The sequence below is a fragment of the Bradyrhizobium sp. 153 genome (assembly GCF_023073835.1).
Lineage (GTDB): Bacteria > Pseudomonadota > Alphaproteobacteria > Rhizobiales > Xanthobacteraceae > Bradyrhizobium.
Genome location: NZ_JADPKH010000015.1, coordinates 161,676 through 183,349, shown reverse-complemented (window position 1 = coordinate 183,349; position 21,674 = coordinate 161,676). Strand labels below are relative to the sequence as shown.

General features: G+C 64.2%; 21 protein-coding genes. 14 read left to right on the top strand and 7 right to left on the bottom strand.

The window, feature by feature from the left end; all coding sequences use genetic code 11:
• Positions 1-10: 10 nt before the first annotated feature.
• Complete coding sequence (locus IVA91_RS03320; protein ID WP_247278262.1) at positions 11-253, top strand: transcriptional regulator; 243 nt, start codon at positions 11-13, stop codon at positions 251-253.
• A gap of 49 nt (positions 254-302) precedes the next feature.
• On the top strand, positions 303-527 hold the full coding sequence (locus IVA91_RS03315) for a hypothetical protein (protein WP_247278277.1): 225 nt from the start codon (positions 303-305) through the stop codon (positions 525-527).
• Positions 528-713: 186 nt separating this feature from the next.
• Here IVA91_RS03315 and IVA91_RS03310 read toward each other — a convergent pair whose 3' ends face one another.
• From IVA91_RS03310 to IVA91_RS03295, 4 genes are all read right to left on the bottom strand, one after another.
• A complete protein-coding gene (locus IVA91_RS03310; protein WP_247278276.1) occupies positions 714-896 on the bottom strand; it encodes a hypothetical protein in 183 nt (60 codons plus the stop codon).
• A 609-nt stretch (positions 897-1,505) separates the two neighbouring features.
• Entirely contained in the window at positions 1,506-2,783 is a 1,278-nt protein-coding gene (gene frc / locus IVA91_RS03305; protein ID WP_247278261.1) for a formyl-CoA transferase, read from the bottom strand.
• A gap of 149 nt (positions 2,784-2,932) precedes the next feature.
• On the bottom strand, positions 2,933-4,666 hold the full coding sequence (gene oxc, locus IVA91_RS03300; protein ID WP_247278260.1) for an oxalyl-CoA decarboxylase: 1,734 nt from the start codon (positions 4,664-4,666) through the stop codon (positions 2,933-2,935).
• A 74-nt stretch (positions 4,667-4,740) separates the two neighbouring features.
• The gene (locus IVA91_RS03295) at positions 4,741-5,436 is read right to left on the bottom strand and encodes a GntR family transcriptional regulator (RefSeq protein WP_247278275.1); all 696 of its coding nucleotides are present in this window, start codon (positions 5,434-5,436) and stop codon (positions 4,741-4,743) included.
• Between the two features lie 349 nt (positions 5,437-5,785).
• Between IVA91_RS03295 and IVA91_RS03290 the strand changes: the two genes are divergently transcribed.
• From IVA91_RS03290 to IVA91_RS03245, 10 genes are all read left to right on the top strand, one after another.
• Positions 5,786-7,915, top strand: coding sequence for an acetate--CoA ligase family protein (locus IVA91_RS03290; protein ID WP_247415418.1), 2,130 nt, complete (start codon positions 5,786-5,788; stop codon positions 7,913-7,915).
• Between the two features lie 162 nt (positions 7,916-8,077).
• Positions 8,078-8,920 (top strand): IclR family transcriptional regulator, encoded by an 843-nt coding sequence (locus tag IVA91_RS03285; RefSeq protein WP_247278258.1) that lies wholly within the window; start codon positions 8,078-8,080, stop codon positions 8,918-8,920.
• Between the two features lie 105 nt (positions 8,921-9,025).
• Positions 9,026-9,994: a tripartite tricarboxylate transporter substrate binding protein gene (locus IVA91_RS03280; protein ID WP_247278257.1), complete on the top strand. Its 969-nt coding sequence runs from the start codon at positions 9,026-9,028 to the stop codon at positions 9,992-9,994.
• Positions 9,991-10,476 carry a tripartite tricarboxylate transporter TctB family protein gene (locus IVA91_RS03275; protein WP_247278256.1) on the top strand — a complete coding sequence of 162 codons (486 nt, stop codon included), beginning with the start codon at positions 9,991-9,993 and terminating at the stop codon, positions 10,474-10,476. Before IVA91_RS03280 ends, IVA91_RS03275 begins: the two co-directional genes overlap by 4 nt.
• A 29-nt stretch (positions 10,477-10,505) precedes the next feature.
• Complete coding sequence (locus tag IVA91_RS03270) at positions 10,506-11,975, top strand: tripartite tricarboxylate transporter permease (RefSeq protein ID WP_247278274.1); 1,470 nt, start codon at positions 10,506-10,508, stop codon at positions 11,973-11,975.
• 124 nt (positions 11,976-12,099) lie between these two features.
• Positions 12,100-13,902, top strand: a complete 1,803-nt coding sequence (locus tag IVA91_RS03265; protein ID WP_247278255.1) for an adenine deaminase C-terminal domain-containing protein — start codon at positions 12,100-12,102, stop codon at positions 13,900-13,902.
• A gap of 151 nt (positions 13,903-14,053) precedes the next feature.
• A complete protein-coding gene (gene gcl, locus IVA91_RS03260; protein ID WP_247278254.1) occupies positions 14,054-15,844 on the top strand; it encodes a glyoxylate carboligase in 1,791 nt (596 codons plus the stop codon).
• 13 nt (positions 15,845-15,857) lie between these two features.
• Complete coding sequence (gene hyi / locus IVA91_RS03255) at positions 15,858-16,643, top strand: hydroxypyruvate isomerase (protein WP_247278253.1); 786 nt, start codon at positions 15,858-15,860, stop codon at positions 16,641-16,643.
• Between the two features lie 231 nt (positions 16,644-16,874).
• Positions 16,875-17,762, top strand: a complete 888-nt coding sequence (locus tag IVA91_RS03250) for a 2-hydroxy-3-oxopropionate reductase (protein ID WP_247278252.1) — start codon at positions 16,875-16,877, stop codon at positions 17,760-17,762.
• Between the two features lie 113 nt (positions 17,763-17,875).
• Entirely contained in the window at positions 17,876-18,259 is a 384-nt protein-coding gene (locus IVA91_RS03245) for a DUF1236 domain-containing protein (protein ID WP_247278251.1), read from the top strand.
• Positions 18,260-18,301: 42 nt separating this feature from the next.
• Here the strand turns inward: IVA91_RS03245 and IVA91_RS03240 are convergent, their stop codons facing one another.
• The 3 genes from IVA91_RS03240 to IVA91_RS03230 form a co-directional block, all read right to left on the bottom strand.
• On the bottom strand, positions 18,302-18,679 hold the full coding sequence (locus IVA91_RS03240) for a VanZ family protein (protein ID WP_247278250.1): 378 nt from the start codon (positions 18,677-18,679) through the stop codon (positions 18,302-18,304).
• Between the two features lie 76 nt (positions 18,680-18,755).
• A complete protein-coding gene (locus IVA91_RS03235; protein WP_247278249.1) occupies positions 18,756-19,364 on the bottom strand; it encodes a thiamine pyrophosphate-dependent enzyme in 609 nt (202 codons plus the stop codon).
• Positions 19,365-19,374: 10 nt separating this feature from the next.
• A complete protein-coding gene (locus IVA91_RS03230; protein WP_247278248.1) occupies positions 19,375-19,941 on the bottom strand; it encodes a thiamine pyrophosphate-binding protein in 567 nt (188 codons plus the stop codon).
• A gap of 240 nt (positions 19,942-20,181) precedes the next feature.
• On the opposite strand from IVA91_RS03230, the gene IVA91_RS03225 reads away from it, so the two are divergent.
• Positions 20,182-21,231: a hydroxyacid dehydrogenase gene (locus IVA91_RS03225; protein ID WP_247278247.1), complete on the top strand. Its 1,050-nt coding sequence runs from the start codon at positions 20,182-20,184 to the stop codon at positions 21,229-21,231.
• Positions 21,232-21,395: 164 nt separating this feature from the next.
• The gene (locus tag IVA91_RS03220; protein ID WP_247278246.1) at positions 21,396-21,608 is read left to right on the top strand and encodes a hypothetical protein; all 213 of its coding nucleotides are present in this window, start codon (positions 21,396-21,398) and stop codon (positions 21,606-21,608) included.
• Positions 21,609-21,674 lie beyond the last annotated feature (66 nt).

Genomic DNA, 21,674 nt, shown 5'->3' with positions numbered 1-21,674 from the left:
CAGGTGAACAATGAGCGCCAAGAGATCGGCTGAACCGTCGCCTGAAGCCGTCGCACGCTCCAATCGCCAGCGTTTGGCCGCTGAAGAAGGCGCGCGCGCCATGGCGGACGCCGAAAAGCAGGCCGTGGACGTTCGCAAGAACATGGCGCGGCTTCGAGAGCTGCGCGAAGCCAAGGAAGTCGCCGACGCAACCCTTCAAGCATCGTTGCCGGCGCCTGTAACGGCCAAGCGCAACAAGAAGCTGCGGCGATAGTCGGCTCCATACTGCCGACGGCATCCGGAGGGCCGGTCACATGCAAAGGATGCGGGTCGTGCCTAGAATTAAATCGGACGGCGGTGGCACCATCACTTTCTTTCTCGCGCTCGGCGCGGGCCGGCAGATGTGCCGACTGGCCACCACGTTTCAGACGCAGAAGCAGGCCTTCAGCTATCTTCAGAAATACCGGACGGAATTCGAGCGCATCGCGCGAACGCGGCTCGCTTCGGGGGAGCTCGAGGACGGGGTCGTCGTGCTCTCGATGCTCTAAAGTGCGATGAGATCGGGATGAAACGCCATCGTGCCTAGGTCATTGTTTGACCGTGATCTTTTCGGAAAGCCGCTTCACACTCGCGCTAACGCGGCGCTTCGGGTCCGGATCTTGCTCTAGGCCGGCGTCGGGCGTCCATTTCGATGCAGCTCGCCCAGTGCGATCCGGAACTGGTCCACAACGCTGCTATTCGGAGTGGCTCTTGGGCTTGGCCTCGCGGGCCAATCGCTCCGCTTTCAATCGCTCGCGATTCTCGTTGAAGGATTGCTGGTCCTTCGCATAGTCATTCATCGGCTTTTGGGCTTTGACAGGCTTGAACGCCTTGTTGGCTTCGCGCTTGGCGCGATCAGAGGATTGATCTTTCAACATTTCGACCTCGATTTGATCAACGAGCGTGGTCCGGACGATAGCTGAATGCCACGCCTCCGGCGCCCACGCTGACAAGGATAGACACCCTCCGGACGAGAAAGGCGGCCAAGTCTTCAGCGTTGAACAGATCTCTTGCGAGGCGCTCAGTCACTCGCCGTGAAGGAGGCGCGCCCGCACTTCTGAGAGCGCACCGGTCAGGATAATAACCGTGGGTCACCGTATCGGTTCCTCGATGACCAATCTGAATTCAACGTTGGTTTGGCCGAACATTCCGCGGATTCAAAGCCAAGACGCTGCAACTGCTCGGCGAAGTCGTCCTGGACACTCGCAGTTTGGTTTCAGACGAGGGCGAAGGGCGGGTGAAGGGTGCAAGCTCTTAGCCGAGCTTGCCTCCGTAGCTTTGGACCATGGCATAATACTCCTGTTTTGCCCGACGGGTCAAAGAAAGTTTCGCAAAATCAGCAATCCCTTTTCGACCAAGGAGTTAGCTACTGTGCATGGGGTTGTTTTTCGACTTTTTACGTTGATGCCCCGTGACGGCAGGCATTCTCATGCAAAAAGGGCCGCCTCGACGGGCGGCCCTTTGTCTCGCGGCGAACTGCTTTCCGCTTACTCCGCGGCCTGCTTCTGCGGCGGATCGAGTGCGCCGGACTTGTGGATATCGGCGACCTGGTGGTCGCTGAAGCCGAGCACCGAGCGCAGGATCTCGTCGGTGTGCTCGCCGAGCAAGGGCGAGCGGGTCACTTCCGCCGGGCTATCCGACAGCTTGATCGGGTTGCCGACCGAGATGTATTTGCCGCGGGTGGGGTGATCGACCTCGACCACGGTGCCGGTCGCGCGCAGCGACTGATCCTCGGCGATTTCCTTCATCGACAGGATCGGGCCGCAGGGAATGTCGTCCTTGTTGAGGATTTCCATCGCCTCGAACTTGGTCTTGGTCATCGTCCACTGCTCGATGCGGGCGAAGATCTCGTTGAGGCGCGGTAGGCGGGCAGCCGGCTTGGCGTAGTTCGGATCGGTCTTCCAGGTCGGCTCGCCGATCACGTCGCAGATCTTCTCCCAGACCGGGGCTTGCGTGATGAAGTAGATGTAGGCGTTGGGATCGGTCTCCCAGCCCTTGCACTTCAGGATGCGGCCGGGCTGGCCGCCGCCGGAATCGTTGCCGGCGCGCGGCACGGCGTCGCCGAACGGAATGCCTTCGCCGAACTGGCTGTATTCCTTGAGCGGGCCGTGGGCGAGGCGCTGCTGATCGCGCAGCTTGACGCGGCAGAGGTTGAGCACGCCGTCCTGCATCGCTGCGGTGACGCGCTGGCCCTTGCCGGTGTGGGTGCGCTGATAGAGCGCGGTGACGATGCCGAGCGCCAGATGCAGGCCGGTGCCGGAATCGCCGATCTGTGCGCCGGTGACGAGCGGCAGGCCGTCGCGGAAGCCGGTGGTGGAGGCGGCGCCCCCGGTGCACTGCGCGACGTTCTCATAGACCTTGCAGTCTTCGTACGGGCCAGGGCCAAAGCCCTTGATCGAGGCGACGATCATCTTGGGGTTGATCTGCTGGATCTTCTCCCAGGGGAAGCCCATGCGATCGAGCACGCCGGGGCCGAAGTTTTCCACCAGCACGTCGCACTTCTTGATCAGCTCGGTCAGGACTTCCTTGCCCTTGGGGTTCTTGGTGTCGAGCGTGATCGAGCGCTTGTTGTGATTGAGCATGGTGAAATACAGGCTGTCCACGTTCGGGATGTCCTGTAGCTGGCCGCGGGTGATATCACCCACGCCCGGACGCTCCACCTTGATCACGTCGGCGCCGAACCAGGCGAGCAGCTGCGTGCAGGTCGGTCCGGACTGGACGTGGGTGAAGTCGAGAATGCGAACGCCCTCGAGCGCTTTGGTCATCGTGTTGCTCCTGTTACCACTCTGTTTCCGTCATGCCCGCGAAGGCGGGCATCCAGTATTCGCGATCGTTTCGGTTGGGCTCAGTGCTCGCCACAATGGATGGTCCGGCGAATACTGGATTCCCCGCCTGCGCGGGGAATGACCCGGAGTTACTTCTTCTTCTGCAGAACACTCTGCGGATTGAGGTTGCCGATGCGGCCGCTCTCCGACCCCGCGGCCGGATCGATCACCGCGTTGATGAGCGTCGGCTTGCCGGACTCCATCGCCTCATTGACTGCGCGCTTGAGCTCGTCGGGCGAGGTGGCATTCACGCCGACGCCGCCGAAAGCTTCCATCATCTTGTCGTAGCGAGCGCCCTTGACGAACACCGTCGTCGCGGGATCGGAGTTGGCGCCGTTGACGTCGGTGCCGCGATAGATGCCGTCATTGTTGAAGATGACGACGCAGATCGGAAGATTGTAGCGGCAGATGGTCTCGACCTCCATGCCGGAGAAGCCGAACGCGCTGTCGCCTTCCACTGCGAGTACGGGGTGACCGGTCTCGAGTGCGGCCGCGATCGCCTGGCCCATGCCGATGCCCATCACGCCCCAGGTGCCGACGTCGAGACGCTTGCGCGGGCGATACATGTCGATGACGCCGCGCGCGAGGTCGAGCGTGTTGGCGCCTTCATTGACGAGGATCGCCTCGGGGTGCTCCTTGATCACGTTCTTCAGCACGCCGAGTGCGCCGTGATAATCCATCGGCGACTTGTTGTTCATGAGCTTCGGCGCCATCTTGGCGACGTTCTCCTCGCGCTTGGACGTAATCGCCTTGGTCCATTCGGCGGGCGGGGCGGTCCAGCTTGAGCCCATCGCCTGGTTGAAGGCGGAGACGACCGAGCCGATGTCGCCGACCACGGGCGCGACGATCTCGACGTTGGAATCCATCTCCTTCGGCTCGATGTCGACCTGGATGAACTTCTTCGGCGCTTCGCCCCAGCTCTTGCCCTTGCCGTGCGACAGCAGCCAGTTCAGCCGCGCGCCGATCAGCATGACGACGTCGGACTCTTTCAGCACCGTCGAACGGGCGGCGCCGGCGCATTGCGGATGCGTGTCGGGGAGGAGGCCCTTGGCCATGCTCATCGGCAGGAACGGCACGCCGCTCTTCTCGACGAAGCTCTTGATCTCCTCATCGGCCTGCGCGTAGGCCGCGCCCTTGCCGAGGATGATGAGCGGGCGCTTGGCGCTCTTGAGCACATCGAGCGCGCGCTTCACCGAAGCGGGCGAGGGGATCTGTGCGGGTGCAGCGTCAATCACCTTGACCAGCGACTTCTGGCCGGCATCGGCGTTCATCACCTGGCCGAACAGCTTTGCCGGCAGATCGAGATAGACACCGCCGGGACGGCCGGAGACTGCGGCGCGGATGGCGCGGGCAAAGCCGATGCCGATGTCCTGGGCGTGCAGCACGCGGTAGGCCGCCTTGCACAGCGGCTTTGCGATCGCGAGCTGGTCCATTTCCTCGTAGTCGCCCTGCTGGAGGTCGACGATCTCGCGCTCGGAGGAGCCCGAGATCAGGATCATCGGATAGCAATTGGTGGTGGCATGCGCGAGCGCAGTGAGACCGTTGAGGAAGCCGGGCGCGGAGACCGTGAGGCACACGCCGGGCTTCTTGGTAAGATAGCCGGCGATGCCTGCGGCGTAGCCGGCGTTCTGCTCGTGACGGAAGGAGATCACGCGAATACCGGCGGCCTGCGCCATGCGGCCCAAATCCGTGATCGGGATACCCGGCACATTATAGATGGTGTTGATGCCGTTCAGCTTGAGCGCGTCGATGACGAGATGGAAGCCATCCGTCAGTTCCTGCTCGGTGCCCGGTGCTTCGGACTTGGTCGCGGTGTTCAGCATGGGCCTTGTCTCCCTGATCTCTCGTAGTGGGGCGAGTGCTTCGCCCTTCTGGTGAACGTTTGCTAGGTAAAGAGCTACGTGAATAGTTCCTGGCCGTGCGCTTCGACGTAAGCGGCAAGGCCAAGGGTGTGGTCGCGGGCGCGCTTCTCGGCGAGCTCGGTGTCGCGCGCTTCCAGCGCTTCGATGATGCCGAGATGCTCGGGCAGCGACGTCGCGGTGCGGTCCTTGCGTCCGATGGTCAACTGGCGATAGCCGCGCACGTGCAGCAGCAGGTCGTTGGTGAGATCGACCAGCACGGGTGATTCCGACAGCGAGATCAGCGCCTGGTGGAAGGCGATGTTGGCGCGCGAATATTCCTCGACATGATCCTCGGGCAGGCGGTCCTTGCCAAAGTCCTTGAAGAAGTCGCGCAGCGCCGTGATGTCCTTCTTGCGCGCGGTGGTGGTGATGAGGCGGGCGGCCATGCTTTCCAGCGCTGCCCAGGCGCGGATCATGTCGACGATCTCGGTCTTGGTCCTGCGCACCACCATGATGCCGCGGCGCGGCACCGTCTTCACGAATCCGTCCTGCTCGAGCATCGCGATCGCTTCGCGGATCGGCGTGCGGCTGACGCCCAGCCGTTCGGACAGCGCGCGCTCGTCGAGCATCACCGGCTCGGGCGTCGAGTAGATGTCCATCTTGAGGATGGCTTCCTTCAAGGCGTCATACGCCTTGTTCTTGAAGCTGCTCTCCGGGGCAATGCGAACGATTGCGATGTCTGCCTCGGCCATATTCGGCAACGCCTTGGTTGGTTTCCGTAGTGACACGACGAATCTCCTCCAGGTGGGAGTCGTCTTTTACAGGAATATTAACGGGAAAGTTTTTGGCATACCACATGCCAGAATGTCAAGCCGGCGATTTTTTGCGGCGTTCTAAGGGGTGCACTGGCTTGACAAGTTGGCTTCTGGCATACCAAATGCCATCGCCAGCCATTTTTGATCCAAGCCGGCGGAGTAGTCTTGGGCTTATGCCACTCCGTTCCGCCCTGGAACAGAGCGCGGCGAATGGCACGCATCACCGGCAGCCGCTAACCACGCGCGCGCTTTGCAAAGAACGAACTAAGGTCAAGGGAGAAGCCACATGTCCAATTCCAAAGATGCCGTCCGCAAGGTGCTTGACCAGGTCAAGGCGGACAACCGCACCAGCCTGACGGCGCCGGAAGGCAAGCTGGTCTGTGACGCCTACGGCATTCCGGTGCCGAAGGAGGACGTGGCCAAGTCGGCGGGCGAAGCCGGCAAGATGGCGTCCGCAATGGGCTTCCCCGTCGTGATGAAGATCGTCTCGCCGGACATTCTCCACAAGACCGAAGCCGGCGGCGTCATCGTCGGCCTCAAGACGGCCGAGGAAGCCGAAAAGGCCTACGAGACCATTCTTTCCAACGCCAAGAAATACAAGTCCGATGCCAAGATCGAGGGCATCCAGGTGCAGCAGATGCTGGCCGGCGGCACCGAAGTCATCGTCGGCTCGATCACCGACGGTTCGTTCGGCAAGCTGGTCGCCTTCGGCCTCGGCGGCGTGCTGGTCGAAGTCTTGAAGGACATCACCTTCCGCCTCGCACCTGCGACCAAGGAAGACGCGCTCTCGATGCTCGACGGCATCCAGGCGCATGAGATCCTAAAGGGCGTGCGCGGCGGCGAGCCGGTGAACCGCACGGCGCTCGCCGACGTCATCGTCAAGGTCTCGCAGCTCGTCACCGACTTCCCTGAGATCGTCGAGCTCGACCTCAACCCGGTGTTCGCGACGGCGAAGGGCGCAACCGCCGCCGACGTCCGTATCGTCGTCGACTTCGCCTACGTTCCCAAGCCGAAGCCGCGCCCGACCGAAGAGATCGTCGCGGCGATGAACCGCATCATGCAGCCGAAGGCGGTCGCGGTGGTCGGCGCCTCCGCCGAAGACGGCAAGATCGGCAACTCCGTGATGAAGAATCTCATCAACGGCGGCTACAAGGGTGAGATCTATCCGATCCATCCCAAGGCTGCCGAGATCCTGGGCTACAAAGCCTATAAGAGCGTCAAGGACGTGCCCGGCGTGATCGACGTCGCGGTGTTCGCGATCCCCGCGAAGTTCGTGGCGGCGGCGCTGACCGAATGCGGAGAGAAGAAAATCCCGGGCGCGGTGCTGATCCCGTCGGGCTTTGCGGAGGCCGGCGCGCCCGAGCTCCAGGCCGAGATCGTCGAGGTCGGCAAGAAGTACGACATTCGCCTGATGGGGCCGAACATCTACGGCTTCTACTATACCCCGGCCAATCTCTGCGCGACCTTCTGCACGGCTTATGACGTCAAGGGTCACGCGGCGCTGTCGTCGCAGTCGGGCGGCATCGGCATGGCCATCATCGGCTTCTCTCGCTCGGCCAAGATGGGCGTGTCGGCGATCGTCGGCCTCGGCAACAAGTCGGACATCGACGAGGACGATCTGCTCGCCTTCTTCGAGCAGGATCCGAACACCAATTTGATCGCGCAGCACTGCGAAGACCTCAAGGACGGCCGCGCCTTCGCGGAAGCGGCAAAACGCGTCTCCAAGAAGAAGCCGGTCGTCGTGCTCAAGGCCGGCCGCACCTCGGCAGGCGCGAAGGCGGCGTCCTCGCACACCGGCGCGCTCGCCGGTAACGACCGGATCTACGAGGACGTGTTCAAGCAATCCGGCGTGATCCGCGCGCGGTCCCTGCGCCAGTTGCTCGAATTCGCCCGCGGCGTACCCGTGCTGCCGACGCCGAAGGGCGAGAACGTACTGATCATCACCGGTGCCGGCGGCTCGGGCGTGCTGCTGTCGGACTCCTGCGTCGACAACGGACTGTCGCTGATGTCGATGCCGCCGGACCTCGATGCGGCGTTCCGCAAGTTCATCCCGCCGTTCGGCGCGGCCGGAAACCCTGTGGATATCACCGGCGGCGAGCCGCCGATCACCTACGTCAACACGGTCAAGCTCGGCCTGTCGGATGAGCGCATCCATGCGCTGATCCTCGGCTACTGGCACACCATCGTCACCCCGCCGATGGTGTTCGCCCGCAACATGGTCGAGGTGAAGAAGGAGATGGAGGCCAAGGGTTTCGTGAAGCCGATGGTCGCCTCGCTCGCCGGCGACGTCGAGGTCGAGGAAGCCGCCGAATATCTCTACCAGAACGGCATCCCGGCCTACGCCTATTCGACCGAGCTGCCGGTCGAGGTGCTGGGCGCCAAGTACAAATGGGCGCGCGGGGCAGGGCTGCTCTAAGCGTTATCTGTCATCCCGGGGCGACGCGACGGGACCGCGCAAGCGCGGCCCGGAGGGTCAGACCCGGGATCTCGAGGTTCCGGGTCTGGTACGCCAGGCCCGCGCTGCGCGCAGTCCCGGCGCACCATCCCGGAATGTGGGACGCATGAGCGGCAGGTCGCGATGAGCAAGAACGTGATCCGGCGCAAATCGCTCGAGCCCAGGTCGACCGCAGAGGCCGACCACGAGGTGCGCGACGGCGGCGTGCAGTCCGTCGACCGCGCACTATCGATCCTTGAGACCCTCGCCGAGGACGATGAAGGCTATCGCCTCAGCGATCTCGCCGTCCGCACCGGCCTGTCGGCCTCCACCGTGCACCGCCTGCTGGCGACGCTGGAAAGCCGACGCTTCGTGCAGTTCGACCGCGCCGAATCCAAATGGCATGTCGGCGTGCGCAGCTTCACAGTCGGCGCGAGCTTCGCGCGGCGGCGCAATTTCTCCACGCAGGCGATCCCTTACTTGCGCAAGCTGCGCGATCTCACCCGCGAGACCGCCAATCTCGCCGTCGTCGACGACGAGTTCATCATCGTCCTAACCCGCATGGAGAGCCGCGAGATCATGCGATCGCTGACCCAGGTCGGAGGCCGTGTCCCCATGGTGACTTCCGGTGTCGGCAAGGCGGTGCTCGCGACCTATTCCGACGAGGACGTCGGCGCCGTCATCCGCCACCACGGCATGCCCCGCCTGACCGAAAAGTCAATCGTGCGGCCGAGCGACCTGTTCAAAGAGCTCGAAAAGATCCGCAAGCAGGGCTACGCGCTCGACGATGAAGAGGCCTGCATGGGTCTGCGCTGTGTCGCCGCGGTCGTCTACAATGACTGCGCCGAGCCGCTCGCGGCGATTTCGGTCTCCGGCATGACCAGCCGGCTGACCGACCAGAGGTTGCCGGAAATCGGACAAATCGTGCGAGATGTCGCCGCCGAACTGACGGCAGCGCTCGGCGGGGTCATCCCGATGCCTCGCTAACCAGGACCCCGGGGTGATGTCACTGGACAGCATCGGCCGTTTTGGCTGATATGCGACCAAACGACACAATGCGGCAAACGTCCGCATGAGCCTGGAGATGCCCCCATGTTTCAATTTCCCGCGCGCGTTATCGGCGCAGCCGTCGCGTTGATCCTCGCGGCAGCCAATCCGGCTTTTGCCCAGCAGCTCGAGCTCAAGCTGATGGCGCCGGCGGCGCCGGGCGGCGGCTGGGACCAGACTGCGCGCTCGATGCAGCAGGCGCTGGTGGCCTCGGGCGTCGCGCGCAGCGTGCAGGTCACCAACGTTCCCGGCGCCGGCGGTAGCGTCGGCATCGCCCAGTTCGTCAACGGGGCCAAGGGCGACGGCAACCAGATGATGGTCAACGGCTTCGTCATGGTGGGCGCCCTCGCCATGAACAAGTCGCCCGTCACGCTCGAGCAGGTGACGCCGATCGCGCGCCTCACCGAGGAAATCCAGGTGATCGTGGTGCCCGCCAATTCGCCGATCAAGAATGCGCAGGATCTCGCCGCCGCGGTGAAGGCCGATATCGCCAAGGTGACCTTCGCCGGCGGCTCGGCCGGCGGCGTCGACCACGTGATGGCGGCGCTGTTCGCCGGCGCCGTCGGGGCCGACGCGAAGAAGATCAATTACATCCCATTCTCCGGGGGCGGCGAGTCGCTGGCGGCGATTCTCGGCGGCAAGGTCACTGCGGGCATTTCGGGGCTGAGTGAATATGAAGGGCAGATCAAGTCCGGCAAGCTGCGTGCGATCGGCGTAACCTCGGAGAAGCGCATCGCGGGCAGCGACATCCCGACCTTCAAGGAGCAGGGCATCGACCTCGTGATCGCCAACTGGCGTTCGGTGGTCGCACCTCCCGGCATCACGCCGGAGCAGCGCAAGACTTTGAGCGATGCGGTCGAGAAGATGGTGAAATCGGACGCCTGGAAGGAGATCCTCAAGCAGAAGGGCTGGGAGGATGCCTATCTCGGCGGCGACGCGTTCGCCGACTTCCTGAAAAAGGAGACGGCGCGCGTCACCGACGTGCTGAAATCGGTCGGCCTGGTCAAGTCATGACCTCAGTCGATCCGGCCCACTCGCGGCGGCGCGTCGATCGTGCCGGTCTGGTCATCGCCGCACTGCTCGCAGGTCTCGCCGCGGTGCTGGTCTGGGACGCACGCGGCCTGCCGTCCACCGGGATGTACGGGATGGGGCCCGAAGCGATGCCCGTCGTGGTCGCCTCCGGGCTTGCGCTGCTGGCGATCGGCAATTTCATCGACGCGCTACGTGGCAATCTGCCGGCGCGCGAAAGTGCCGATCCTGTCCCCGTGGTTCTGATCCTCGTCGGCCTTGCGCTGCTGATCGCCATCATTGGCTTCGGTGGCGGATTCATCCTGGCGACGTCGGCACTGTTCGTCACGACGTCAGCCGCGTTCGGACGCCGTGCCATCCTTGCCGATTCCATTATCGCCCTCGTGATGTCGACGCTCATCTATCTCGCATTTGATCGGCTGCTGACGCTGAGCCTTCCGGCTGGCCCTCTGGAGCGACTGCTGTGATCGACACTTTTGCCGCGCTGGCGCATGGCATGGCAGTCGCCATCCAGCCGATGAATCTGCTCTATGCGCTGATTGGCGTGTTCCTCGGCACCGCCGTTGGCGTGCTGCCCGGTATCGGCCCGGCGCTCACGGTCGCACTGCTCTTGCCGGTCACCTACAAGCTCGATCCCGGCGGCTCGCTGATCATGTTCGCCGGCATTTACTACGGCGGCATGTATGGCGGCTCGACCACCGCGATCCTCATCAACACGCCCGGCGAGAGCGCCTCGATGGCGACCGCGCTCGAAGGCAACAAGATGGCCAAGGCCGGCCGCGGCGGGCCGGCGCTTGCGACCTCCGCAATCGGCTCCTTCGTCGCCGGCACCATCGCCACGATCGGTCTGGCATTCCTCGCGCCGTGGCTGGTCGATTTCGCCGTGCGCTTTGGCCCGGAGGATTATTTCGCGCTGATGTGCGTCGCCTTTGTCACGGTGTCGGCGACCTTCGGCGATTCCCCGATCCGCGGCCTGACCAGCCTGTTCATCGGCCTGACGCTCGGTCTTATCGGCATCGACAAGCTGACCGGCCAGGCGCGGCTTGCGTTCGGCATCCCCGAGCTGCTCGACGGCGTCGAGGTGACGACGCTTGCGGTCGGTCTGTTCGCGGTGGGCGAGGCGCTCTACGTCGCATCGCGCCGCCACCACACCGAGGAGAAGCTCGAGCCGGTGCATGGCTCGTTGTGGATGACGACAGAGGACTGGAAGCGGTCGTGGAAGCCGTGGCTCCGCGGCACCATGTTCGGCTTCCCGATCGGCGCGTTGCCTGCGGGCGGTGCGGAGATTCCGACCTTCCTGTCCTATTCGACCGAGAAGCGGCTGACGAAACATCCGGAAGAGTTCGGCAAGGGCGCGATCGAAGGCGTCGCGGGACCGGAAGCCGCCAACAATGCCTCCGCCGCCGGCACGCTGGTGCCGCTGCTCACGCTCGGGCTGCCGACCTCGGCGACGGCCGCGATGATGCTCGCAGGTTTCCAGCAATACGGCCTCAACCCGGGACCGCTGCTGTTCGCCGAACGGCCCGACCTGGTGTGGGGCCTTATCGCCAGTCTTTTCATCGCCAATGCGATGCTGCTGGTGCTCAATCTGCCGCTGGTCGGCCTGTGGGTGCGGCTGCTCGCGATCCCGCAGCCCTGGCTCTATGCCGGCATCCTCGTGTTCGCAACCATGGGCACCATCGCCGCAAAGCCGTCGGTGGTCGAGTTGTCGATGCTGGCCGGCTTCGGCGTGCTGGGCTTCCTGATGCGCCGGTTCGATTTTCCGATCGCGCCCGTGGTCGTCGGCCTGATCCTCGGCCCGATCGCCGAAAGCCAATTGCGCAGGGCGCTCGCGATCAGCCTCGGCGATCCCATGACGCTGCTGCAGAGCCCGATCTCGGCGACCCTGCTCGGCATCGCGCTGATCGCGCTGCTGGCGCCCTTCGTGCTGAAGGGGCTCGGGCGTTTCAAGGCGAACGAGGACTAGCGGAGCTTAGAAGGCGGGGCCCGTCTGCCCAATGCGTAAGCATGGGTGCCGCATTATTTGAGTTGCCCCTGCCGCCATCGGGGGCAACCATCACTGGGCTGTCCATTCCCACGCGAGAGCCCCCATGACCAAGCTCACTCGTTTTGCCGTCGCGCCGCTGCACAGCATGACGCGGTGCCTCGCCGACGTCGCATCCGCACGCGCCGCGCCGGATCTGGTCATCACCGGCGCGCGGGTGCTCTCGACCTATTCGGAGCGCGTCCACGCGAGCCGCGAGGTCTGGATCACCGGCGGCCGCATCGCGGCGGTGAAGCCGGCCGGAACAGCCAGGAAGGCGTGGAGCGACGTCACGAGCTACGACGCGGCCGGCGGCATCATCGCGCCAGGCCTCGTCGATCCGCACATCCATATCGAATCCTCGATGGTGACGGCCTGCGCCTACGCGGAGGCCGCGCTGCTCAACGGCACCACCACGATCTTCTGCGACAGCCACGAGATCGGCAACGTCATGGACGTCGCCGGCATCGAGGCGATGCTCGAGGATGCGCGCGAGGCGCCGCTCTCGATCTTCCTGACGGTGCCGAGCACCGTGCCGGCAACGTCCGCGGAGCTGGAAACCGCGGGCGGCGACCTCACACCGGACAAGATCGCGGCCCTGTTCGACCGCTGGCCCGAAGCGGTGGCGCTCGGCGAGAAGATGGATTTTGTCCCGGTGACGATGGGCGACGAGCGCAGCCATGCGATCCTTGCCGCTGCGTTGAAGCGCGGGCGCCCGGTGTCCGGCCATGTCTATGGCCGCGAATTCGTCGCGGCCTATGCGGCGAGCGGCGTCACCGACACGCACGAGGCGATCGACCGCGACATCGCCGACGACCTGCTCGACGCCGGCGTGTGGGTGTTCCTGCGCGGTGGTCCGCCGACGACGCCCTGGCACTCGCTGCCGCAGGCGATCCGCACCATCACCGAGCTCGGGGCGTCGCACAAGCGCACGGCCGTGTGCACCGACGACCGGGATGCCGACGATCTGCTGCTGTTCGGTCTCGACTGGGTGGTACGGGAAGCCGTGAAGGCGGGGATGTCGCCGGAGCAGGCTTGGTCGATGGGCTCGCTGCATGGTGCCACCCGCTTCGGCATGGAGAGCGATATCGGTGGGCTCGGCGGCGGCCGCCGCGCCGATCTCGTGCTGATGGATGACAATCTCAAGCCGCAATGCACCTGGTATGGCGGCGAGCTCGTGGTCGAGCACGGCAAGATCACCTCCAGGCTCGATCAGGCGCTGTCACAGCGCTATCAATATCCGAAGGCCGCTTATGCCACCGTGAAGTTGCCCAAGAAGGTCAAGCTGACGCCGGAACTGCCGGCAAAGGCTTGCACCGTCAATGCCATCAAGACTGCGCTGCCGGGCATTACGCTGATTCACGAGAAGGTCAGGGTCGAGCCCGCCAATGACTGGCCGGAGCTGTTTGCTCGCTACGGCCTGTGCTTCGTCACGGTGGTCGAGCGCCACGGCAAGTCCGCGGGCAACGTCGCGTACGGCCTGTTGAAGGATTTTGGCTTGAAGCGCGGTGCGGTGGCCTCCAGCGTCGGCCACGACAGCCACAACATCATCGTCGCCGGGACCAACGAGGGCGACATGCAGGTGGCGATATCGGCGATCAGGGAGCGTCAGGGCGGCGTCTGTGTGGTGGCTGATGGCAAGGTGAGGGCATTGGTTCCGCTGCCGATCGCAGGCTTGCTCTCTGACAAGCGCGTCACCGAGGTGGCCGAAGAGGTCAAGGAGCTCAAGAAAGAATGGGCGGAGGCCGGCTGCACCATCCCCTACATGGGCTTCAATTTGATTCCGCTATCGGTCATTCCGGAAATTCGTATCACCGACAAGGGTATCGTTCTCGTGCCGCAGATGGAGCTGGCGCCGCTGTTCGAGTGATCTCCTTTCACGTGCATCTCGATCTAACCGATTGAGCCTGCCGCTATTTTTCCGCGGCTGCCGCATCGTGGAAAATAAAATCGATCTCGTTGAGATCGCATCTTGCACGCCGGATGATCTCGCTCGCTGACGCAACCAAGCGAGGTCCGATATGGCGAAGATGCGAGCCGTCGATGCAGCCGTCCGAATTCTGGAGAAGGAAGGCATCTCCACCGCCTTCGGGGTTCCCGGGGCAGCGATCAATCCGCTTTACTCGGCGTTGAAGAAGCGCGGCTCGATCCGCCACATCCTTGCGCGCCATGTCGAGGGCGCTTCGCACATGGCGGAAGGGTACACGCGGGCCAAGGCGGGCAATATCGGCGTCTGCATCGGCACTTCGGGACCGGCCGGCACCGACATGATCACCGGGCTGTATTCAGCGATCGCCGATTCCATTCCGATCCTCTGCATCACCGGACAGGCGCCCCGGGCGCGGCTCTACAAGGAGGACTTTCAGGCCGTCGATATCGAGTCGATCGCAAAGCCCGTGACCAAATGGGCGGTGACGGTGCGCGAGCCGGCGCTGGTGCCGCGCGTGTTCAGCCAGGCGTTTCACGTGATGCGCTCGGGAAGGCCGGGTCCGGTGCTGATCGACATGCCCCTCGACGTGCAGCTTGCCGAGATCGAGTTCGACGACGAGACCTACGAGCCGCTGCCGGTCTACAAGCCGGCTGCGTCGCGCAAGCAGGTCGAGAAGGCGCTGGAGATGCTCAATGCCGCCGAGCGGCCGTTGATCGTCGCCGGCGGCGGCATCATCAACGCCGATGCCTCGGATCTGCTGGTCGAATTCGCCGAAATCGCGAACGTGCCTGTCGTGCCGACGCTCATGGGGTGGGGCGCGATTCCCGACGATCACGTGCTGATGGCCGGGATGGTCGGGCTTCAAACCAGCCACCGCTATGGCAACGCGACGCTGCTGGAGTCGGATTTCGTGCTCGGCATCGGCAACCGCTGGGCCAATCGTCACACCGGCTCGGTCGAGACCTACACCAAGGGTCGTAAATTCGTTCACGTGGACATCGAGCCGACCCAGATCGGGCGCGTGTTCAATCCCGATCTCGGCATCGTCTCGGACGCGAAGGCCGCCCTCGAATTGTTCGTCACCGTCGCCAGGGAGTGGCGCCGTTCAGGCAGGCTCCGCGAGCGCCAGGCGTGGCCCGCATCCTGCCGCGATCGCAAGAGAACGATGCAGCGCAAGAGCCATTTCGACAACGTGCCGATCAAGCCGCAACGCGTCTATGAAGAGATGAACAAGGCGTTCGGCCGCGATACCACTTATGTCACCGTGATCGGCCTGTCGCAGATCGCCGGCGCGCAATTCCTCGGCGTCTACAAGCCGCGCAACTGGATCAATGCAGGGCAGGCCGGGCCGCTCGGCTGGACGCTGCCCGCCGCACTCGGCGTGCGCGCAGCGTGTCCGGAGCGAGAGATCGTCGCGCTGTCAGGCGACTACGACTTCCAGTTCTTGATCGAGGAGCTTGCGGTCGGGGCGCAGTTCAATCTGCCCTACATCCACGTCGTCGTGAACAATTCCTATCTCGGCCTGATCCGGCAGGCCCAGCGCGGCTTCGACATGGACTATCACGTTCAGCTCTCCTTCGAGAACATCAACGCGCCCGAGATCGGCGTCTACGGCGTCGACCATGTCGCCGTCGCCGAAGGTCTCGGCTGCAAGGCGATCCGCGTCACCGACCCGAAGGACACGCAAGCGGCGTTCGCGACGGCGCGCGAATTGATGGCCAAGCACCGCGTGCCCGTCGTGGTGGAGTTCATCCTCGAACGCGTCACGAACATCGCCATGGGCACGGAGATCGACAACATCGTCGAGTTCGAGGAGGTGCTGGACCTGCCACTTGACGAGGTCGACGCGGCGCGGCCCGGCGTGCTTCAGCCGGCCGAATAGGGAGGACAGCATCATGCCGAAATTCGCCGCCAACCTCACCATGCTCTTCAACGAGATGCCGTTCCTCGACCGCTTCGCCGCTGCGAAGGCGGCGGGATTTTCCGGGGTTGAATATCTCTTTCCCTACGATTTCGATAAGGCGCAGCTGCGCGAGCAGCTCGAGGCCCACGGCCTGACGCAGGTGCTGCACAACCTGCCGGCCGGCAACTGGGCAGCGGGTGAGCGCGGCATCGCGATCCTGCCCGATCGCACCGCCGAATTTCGCGACGGCGTATTCCGGGCCATCGACTACGCCAAGGCGCTCGATTGCGAGCAGCTCAACTGCCTCGTCGGCATCGCGCCTGCCGATGCCGACCGGCGCGAGCTCAACGAGACGCTGGTGGGCAATCTGCGCTTTGCCGCCTCGACGCTGGCGCGGGAGAACATCAAGCTGCTGATCGAGCCGATCAACACGCTCGACATTCCCGGCTTCCATCTCAACGGGACCGAGCAGGCGGTGCAGCTGATCTCAGAGGTACGATCGAACAACCTGTTCATCCAGTACGACATCTATCACATGCAGATCATGGAGGGCGATCTCGCCCGCACCATGCAGGAATACCTTCCCCAGATCGCGCACATCCAGCTTGCCGACAATCCCGGGCGCCATGAGCCCGGCACCGGCGAGATCAACTATCCCTTCCTGTTCCGCCACCTCGACGCGATCGGCTATCGAGGCTGGATCGGCTGCGAATACAAGCCGCGCACCACGACGCTGGAAGGACTCTCATGGCACGCGGCGCAGACGTTTGAGACGTGAGCGTCGGGGACCAGATGCGGCAGCGATGACAGTGCGCTCCCTCTCCCGCTTGCGGGAGAGGGTTGGGGAGAGGGTGTTTCCGCGTTGGGACTGTTGAGGTGCACCGAGAAAATCCTCAAGGGGATAAAGCCCTTCACCCGGCGCTCCGCGCCGACCTCTCCCGCAAGCGGGAGAGGTTGCGCCGAGCACGCGGATGAATTCCGCTTATGCAACTGAGAGAAAGTTAGAGACATGACCAATATCGGGTTCATCGGACTTGGCACCATGGGACGGCCAATGGCCGGCCATCTCCTGGCGGCCGGCTATCGGGTTCTCCTGCATGACGTCGCACCGGTCGCGCCCGATCTGATCGCCGCCGGCGGCGTCGCCTGCAAGTCCAGCAAGCAGGTCGCGGAGGAGGCGGGCGCGGTCATCATCATGGTGCCGGATACGCCGCATGTGGAAGCCGTGTTGTTCGGCAAGAACGGTGTGGCGAGCGGCATCTCCAAGGGCAAGATCGTGGTCGACATGAGCTCGATCTCGCCGCTCGCGACGAAGGAGTTTGCCAAGAAGATCGAGGCACTCGGCGCCGATTATCTCGACGCGCCAGTGTCCGGAGGCGAGGTCGGCGCCAAGGCGGCGAGCCTCACCATCATGGTCGGCGGGCCCGAGCGCGCCTTCAACAGCATGAAGCCGGTGTTCGACAAGATGGGCAAGAACGTCACCAGGGTCGGGGCCAATGGCGACGGGCAAACGACGAAAGTCGCCAACCAGATCATCGTTGCGCTGACGATTGAGGCGGTGAGCGAGGCGCTGTTGTTTGCGTCGAAGGCCGGCGCCGACCCTGCGCTGGTGCGGCAGGCGCTGATGGGCGGCTTTGCATCCTCGCGGATTCTCGAAGTCCATGGCGAGCGCATGGTGAAGCGCAATTTCGATCCGGGCTTCCGCATCGAGCTGCACCAGAAGGATCTCAACCTCGCGCTCGAAGGCGCGCGTACGCTCGGCCTCTCGCTGCCGAGCACGGCTGTGGCGCAGCAATTGTTCTCATCTTGCACCGCTCATGGCGGCAAGGGCTGGGATCATTCCGCGATCGTACGTGCACTGGAACTGATGGCGGGGCACGAAATCGCCCCAGCGTAAGTGTTACGAGGTAACAGTTTCCAGCCTTGAAGCGTCTTTCGCCGCCGCGGAACCGGAACAATGCTCCGGCCCCGCGGTTGAAGGCGCATGACAATCACTGGAGACATAAGGACATGAAAACCCGTCTTGCGATTTCGTTGGCTGCCGCCTCGCTGCTGGCGTCGAGTGCAGCCTTTGCTCAGTCGACGACCGCCCAGGGCGCGGCGGACGGCGCGCGCGCGGGCGGCGACATCGGCGGCCCGGTCGGCGCGATGGTCGGCGGCACCGTCGGTGCGGCCGTTGGCGCCGGTTTGGAAATTCCGAATGCGATTCTAGGCGGACTTCCGCGCGATGAGTCAGTGGTGATCCGGGAGCGCGTCGTGGTTGGCGAGCCGTTGCCGCCGACCGTGGTGCTGCGTCCGGTGCCGAACTACACGGAGTATCGCTATGCGGTCGTGAACGATCGCCGCGTGATCGTCGAGCCGCGCACGCGCCGGGTCGTCAAGATCATCGACTGATCTGCGCAACCTAGCCGCTGACAAACCGGGCCCTGCGGAGCATCACTCCGCGGGGCCTTCGCTCGTCAGGACCGAATTGGTGCGAAGCCGGGTCATGGCCCAATCGGCGGCGGCCGCGAGCGCAAAGCCGAGGCAGGCCGTGAGCGCGTCCACCAGAAAATCCTCCAGCCGCGCATGGCGGCCGGGTGCCCAAAATTGCATCAATTCGAGCACGCCGATCAGCACGATCGCGGCCGTTGCGGTCAGCAGGCGCCGCTGCCGATAGGCGAGACCAAAGGCCAGTCCCACCAGGACAAAGGCGAGCGCATGTTCGCCGTCCTGGCCGAAATCGGAATGGGGCCGCAGGCCCGGTGGACCGAGAGTTGCGAATGTGACGGCGGCTGCCAGCAGCCAGGCAAAGGAACGAACCAAAATGGACATGCGGCTCGCTTAGCACAGATTTGCAACCGGCCGTATAGTCCCGCTATCAGATCGACGTGTAGTTAATGACGAAATGTTAAAGTGGTTCGCGCACGCCAAGGCCGTGCATGAATCGTTCCCGGATCTGTACGGGATCGCGGCGAGTGGTGCCGACGCCAGGCTTGTCGTCGATCCGGACGGCGATCAGGCTCGGCTCGGCAGCGGTCATCGCGTCCTCGACCAGCCGCTGGAAATCCTCCTCGTCCGCGGCCCAGGCGCTGTTGGCGAGGCCGGAGCCGATGGCGATGGCGACGATGTCGGCGACGTGCGCGGCCGGTGTCGGTTGTGCGCCGGTAATCTGGTAGATGCCATTGTCCATCACGATCATCGTAAGGTTCTTCGGCTTCAGGGCCGCAATCGTCGAGAGCGCGCCGAGTTGCATCAGCAGCGAGCCGTCGCCTTCAAGCGCGAAGACGCGGCGGTCGGGCTGCGCCAGCGCCACCCCGAGCGCGATGGGGAAGGCAAGGCCCATGCTGCCCAGCATGTAGAAGTTCTGCGGGCGGTGGCCGGCAGCCCAGAGATCGAAATTGGTGTTGCCGATGCCGCCGATCACGGCTTCTTCGTGCTTGAGCTTCGCGATCAGGCGCGAGGTCACGTCGAAACGGTTCATCACCTTGGTGTTGCGCGCACTCAGATTTGAGCTCATTTGGTCGGCCTCACTTGTCAAACACCTTGCCGCCGGTGAGCAGCGGGTTGAGGATCAGCGCCACCGGCGCCTGCGTGGTGACGGCCTGCTTGATCGAGCGGTCCGTGATGAATTCGAGTTCATCGAGCCGGGTGATGGTGTGATGCTCCAGCGCCAGCGAATCCAGCACGGGGCGCATGGTGCGGCAGACCAGCGACTGGCCGTAATTGAACTCGCCGAGCGTGCCGCGCTCGGACACGAACATGATCAGCGGGATCTGGTAAGGCACTGCGAGCGAGGCCAGCACGTTGGCGAGCGTCGCAAAACCCGAAGTCTGCATCAACACCGCGCCGCGGCGGCCGCCCATCCAGGCGCCCGAGACAATGCCGACCGCTTCCTCCTCGCGGGCGGTGGCAAAGGTGGTGAAGAAAGGATCGGCGTGCAGGTTCCTGATCAGCGGCGTCAGCACGCGATCCGGCACGTAAGGGACGAGGCTGATCTCGTTCCGCTTCAGGGTGTGCAGGATGATGCCGTGCCAGCTTCTTTCACCGGCCGCCTGCGTCGCCTGCGGCGAGGTCTGCTGCTCCGCAATCGCCATTGCGTTCTCCCTTGAGCCGCGTCGTATGCTTATTGGTCTTCGGCCGTCGCGGCGCCCTGCTGAACTTGACGCAGCGGGCCGGATTGTCAACTGTTCGAGCCGGCACCGTGATCTGCGCCAGACGGCCTGCCGTGGCTGGCAGCGCCATGTCATATGTGGGCAACGAAAGAGTGGGAGGAAGCACGGAGGGGCGCGCGCTGCGCTGGCCTTGCTGATCCCTGGAGAGCCGGAAGGGTCCTGATGTCGGTCAACAGCAAGCGTGTCGTCTACTCCAATTACTTGGCCAATCCGATCTATATCGACATCCTCAAGGCACGGCCTGACGTCCGGCTCGATCGCATCGAGAACGGGAGCCCCGAACACGCCTATGCGCCGCTCCTCGGCGCTGCCCATGTTTACCAGGTTGGCGCTGCCCGCGACGAGCTCGCCCCGCATTTCCATGTCGATGCGGCTTTCCTGAAGCGCGCGCCGAATTTGCTGCTCGTCTCCAGCAACGGCGCCGGCTTCGATCCAGTCGACGTCGAGGCCTGCACGGCCGCCGGCGTCGTGGTCGTCAACCAGTCCGGCGGCAACGCCCATTCGGTTGCCGAGCATGCGCTGGCGATGATGTTGACGCTCTCCAAGCGCATCATCCAGTCGGACCGCCGGCTGCGCCGCGAGCGCGACGTCAACCGCAACGAGCTCGTCGGCAACGAGGTCGAGGGCAAGACTGTCGGCATCATCGGGCTCGGCAATGTCGGCCGCCGGATTGCCGCGCTGTGCAAGGGCCTGCTCGGCATGAAGGTGCTGGCCTATGACCCGTATTTGTCGGCCGAGGTGATGGCTGAGCGGGGCGGGGAGAAGGTCGAGCTCGACGAGCTCCTGCGCCGCGCCGATTTCGTCTCGATCTCCTGTCCGCTCAACAAGGGCAGCCGCAACATGATCAGCGTGCGCGAATTCGCGCTGATGCAGCCGCATGCCTATTTCATCACCACTGCGCGCGGCTTCATCCACGACGAGGACGCGCTGCTCCAGGCGTTGCGCGACAAGCGCATCGCCGGCGCTGGCCTCGACGTCTGGTCCAAGGAACCGCCGCCGCCGGAGCATCCGCTGCTCCAGCTCGACAACGTGCTGGCGAGCCCTCATACGGCGGGCGTGACGATCGAGGCGCGCCAGAACATGGGCCGCATCGCTGCCGAGCAGGTGCTGGAGACGCTCGACGGGAAACGTCCGCCGCGCATCATCAATCCGGAGGTCTGGCCGCATTATGCCGAGCGTTTCAAGCAGGCGTTCGGCGTGACGCCGGGATAGGACAGCTACCCTTTCTTCCCGTCATTTCCGGGGTCGGCCTTTCGAGCCGCCCCGGAAATGACGGAGCGAAGAAACCGCGTCCCGGCCTTCATCCGCGTCAAAATCTCTCTCCCGCATCCCGCGCAAATGGGATTAGAGTGCCGCCGGGGCAGGCAGGAGGTCTCATGTCAACTTATGTCGTCAAGTTCATGAAGGACGTGCTTGGCCAGTATGGCCGGCAGATCGAGGTGTGCCAGGGCACGCTCGAGATCGACGCCTCCGACGAGGACGAAGCCAGAGAGCGGGCCAAGGCGAGGTTTTGCAAGGATCAAGCCTTGCACCATTGGTCACTGCATGCCGACCGCATCCAGGTCAGACCGGCCGATCTTCCGTCGTGAAGCCCGGGAGGAGCCGTGACAGGCGGGGCGCCGTCGCTCCTGCGCCGAGCGACAACGTGTTGAAGC

Coding starts and splice junctions, on each gene's coding strand:
- IVA91_RS03230 (WP_247278248.1), bottom strand. CDS start 19,941: ATGGCGATTGCGGAGCAGCAGACCTCGCCGCAGGCGACGCAGGCGGCC.
- IVA91_RS03280 (WP_247278257.1), top strand. CDS start 9,026: ATGTTTCAATTTCCCGCGCGCGTTATCGGCGCAGCCGTCGCGTTGATC.
- IVA91_RS03220 (WP_247278246.1), top strand. CDS start 21,396: ATGTCAACTTATGTCGTCAAGTTCATGAAGGACGTGCTTGGCCAGTAT.
- frc (WP_247278261.1), bottom strand. CDS start 2,783: ATGACCAAAGCGCTCGAGGGCGTTCGCATTCTCGACTTCACCCACGTC.
- hyi (WP_247278253.1), top strand. CDS start 15,858: ATGCCGAAATTCGCCGCCAACCTCACCATGCTCTTCAACGAGATGCCG.
- IVA91_RS03235 (WP_247278249.1), bottom strand. CDS start 19,364: ATGAGCTCAAATCTGAGTGCGCGCAACACCAAGGTGATGAACCGTTTC.
- IVA91_RS03285 (WP_247278258.1), top strand. CDS start 8,078: ATGAGCAAGAACGTGATCCGGCGCAAATCGCTCGAGCCCAGGTCGACC.
- IVA91_RS03310 (WP_247278276.1), bottom strand. CDS start 896: ATGTTGAAAGATCAATCCTCTGATCGCGCCAAGCGCGAAGCCAACAAG.
- IVA91_RS03290 (WP_247415418.1), top strand. CDS start 5,786: ATGTCCAATTCCAAAGATGCCGTCCGCAAGGTGCTTGACCAGGTCAAG.
- IVA91_RS03295 (WP_247278275.1), bottom strand. CDS start 5,436: ATGGCCGAGGCAGACATCGCAATCGTTCGCATTGCCCCGGAGAGCAGC.
- IVA91_RS03320 (WP_247278262.1), top strand. CDS start 11: ATGAGCGCCAAGAGATCGGCTGAACCGTCGCCTGAAGCCGTCGCACGC.
- IVA91_RS03240 (WP_247278250.1), bottom strand. CDS start 18,679: ATGTCCATTTTGGTTCGTTCCTTTGCCTGGCTGCTGGCAGCCGCCGTC.
- IVA91_RS03225 (WP_247278247.1), top strand. CDS start 20,182: ATGTCGGTCAACAGCAAGCGTGTCGTCTACTCCAATTACTTGGCCAAT.
- IVA91_RS03245 (WP_247278251.1), top strand. CDS start 17,876: ATGAAAACCCGTCTTGCGATTTCGTTGGCTGCCGCCTCGCTGCTGGCG.
- IVA91_RS03275 (WP_247278256.1), top strand. CDS start 9,991: ATGACCTCAGTCGATCCGGCCCACTCGCGGCGGCGCGTCGATCGTGCC.
- oxc (WP_247278260.1), bottom strand. CDS start 4,666: ATGCTGAACACCGCGACCAAGTCCGAAGCACCGGGCACCGAGCAGGAA.
- IVA91_RS03265 (WP_247278255.1), top strand. CDS start 12,100: ATGACCAAGCTCACTCGTTTTGCCGTCGCGCCGCTGCACAGCATGACG.
- gcl (WP_247278254.1), top strand. CDS start 14,054: ATGGCGAAGATGCGAGCCGTCGATGCAGCCGTCCGAATTCTGGAGAAG.
- IVA91_RS03270 (WP_247278274.1), top strand. CDS start 10,506: ATGGCAGTCGCCATCCAGCCGATGAATCTGCTCTATGCGCTGATTGGC.
- IVA91_RS03315 (WP_247278277.1), top strand. CDS start 303: ATGCGGGTCGTGCCTAGAATTAAATCGGACGGCGGTGGCACCATCACT.
- IVA91_RS03250 (WP_247278252.1), top strand. CDS start 16,875: ATGACCAATATCGGGTTCATCGGACTTGGCACCATGGGACGGCCAATG.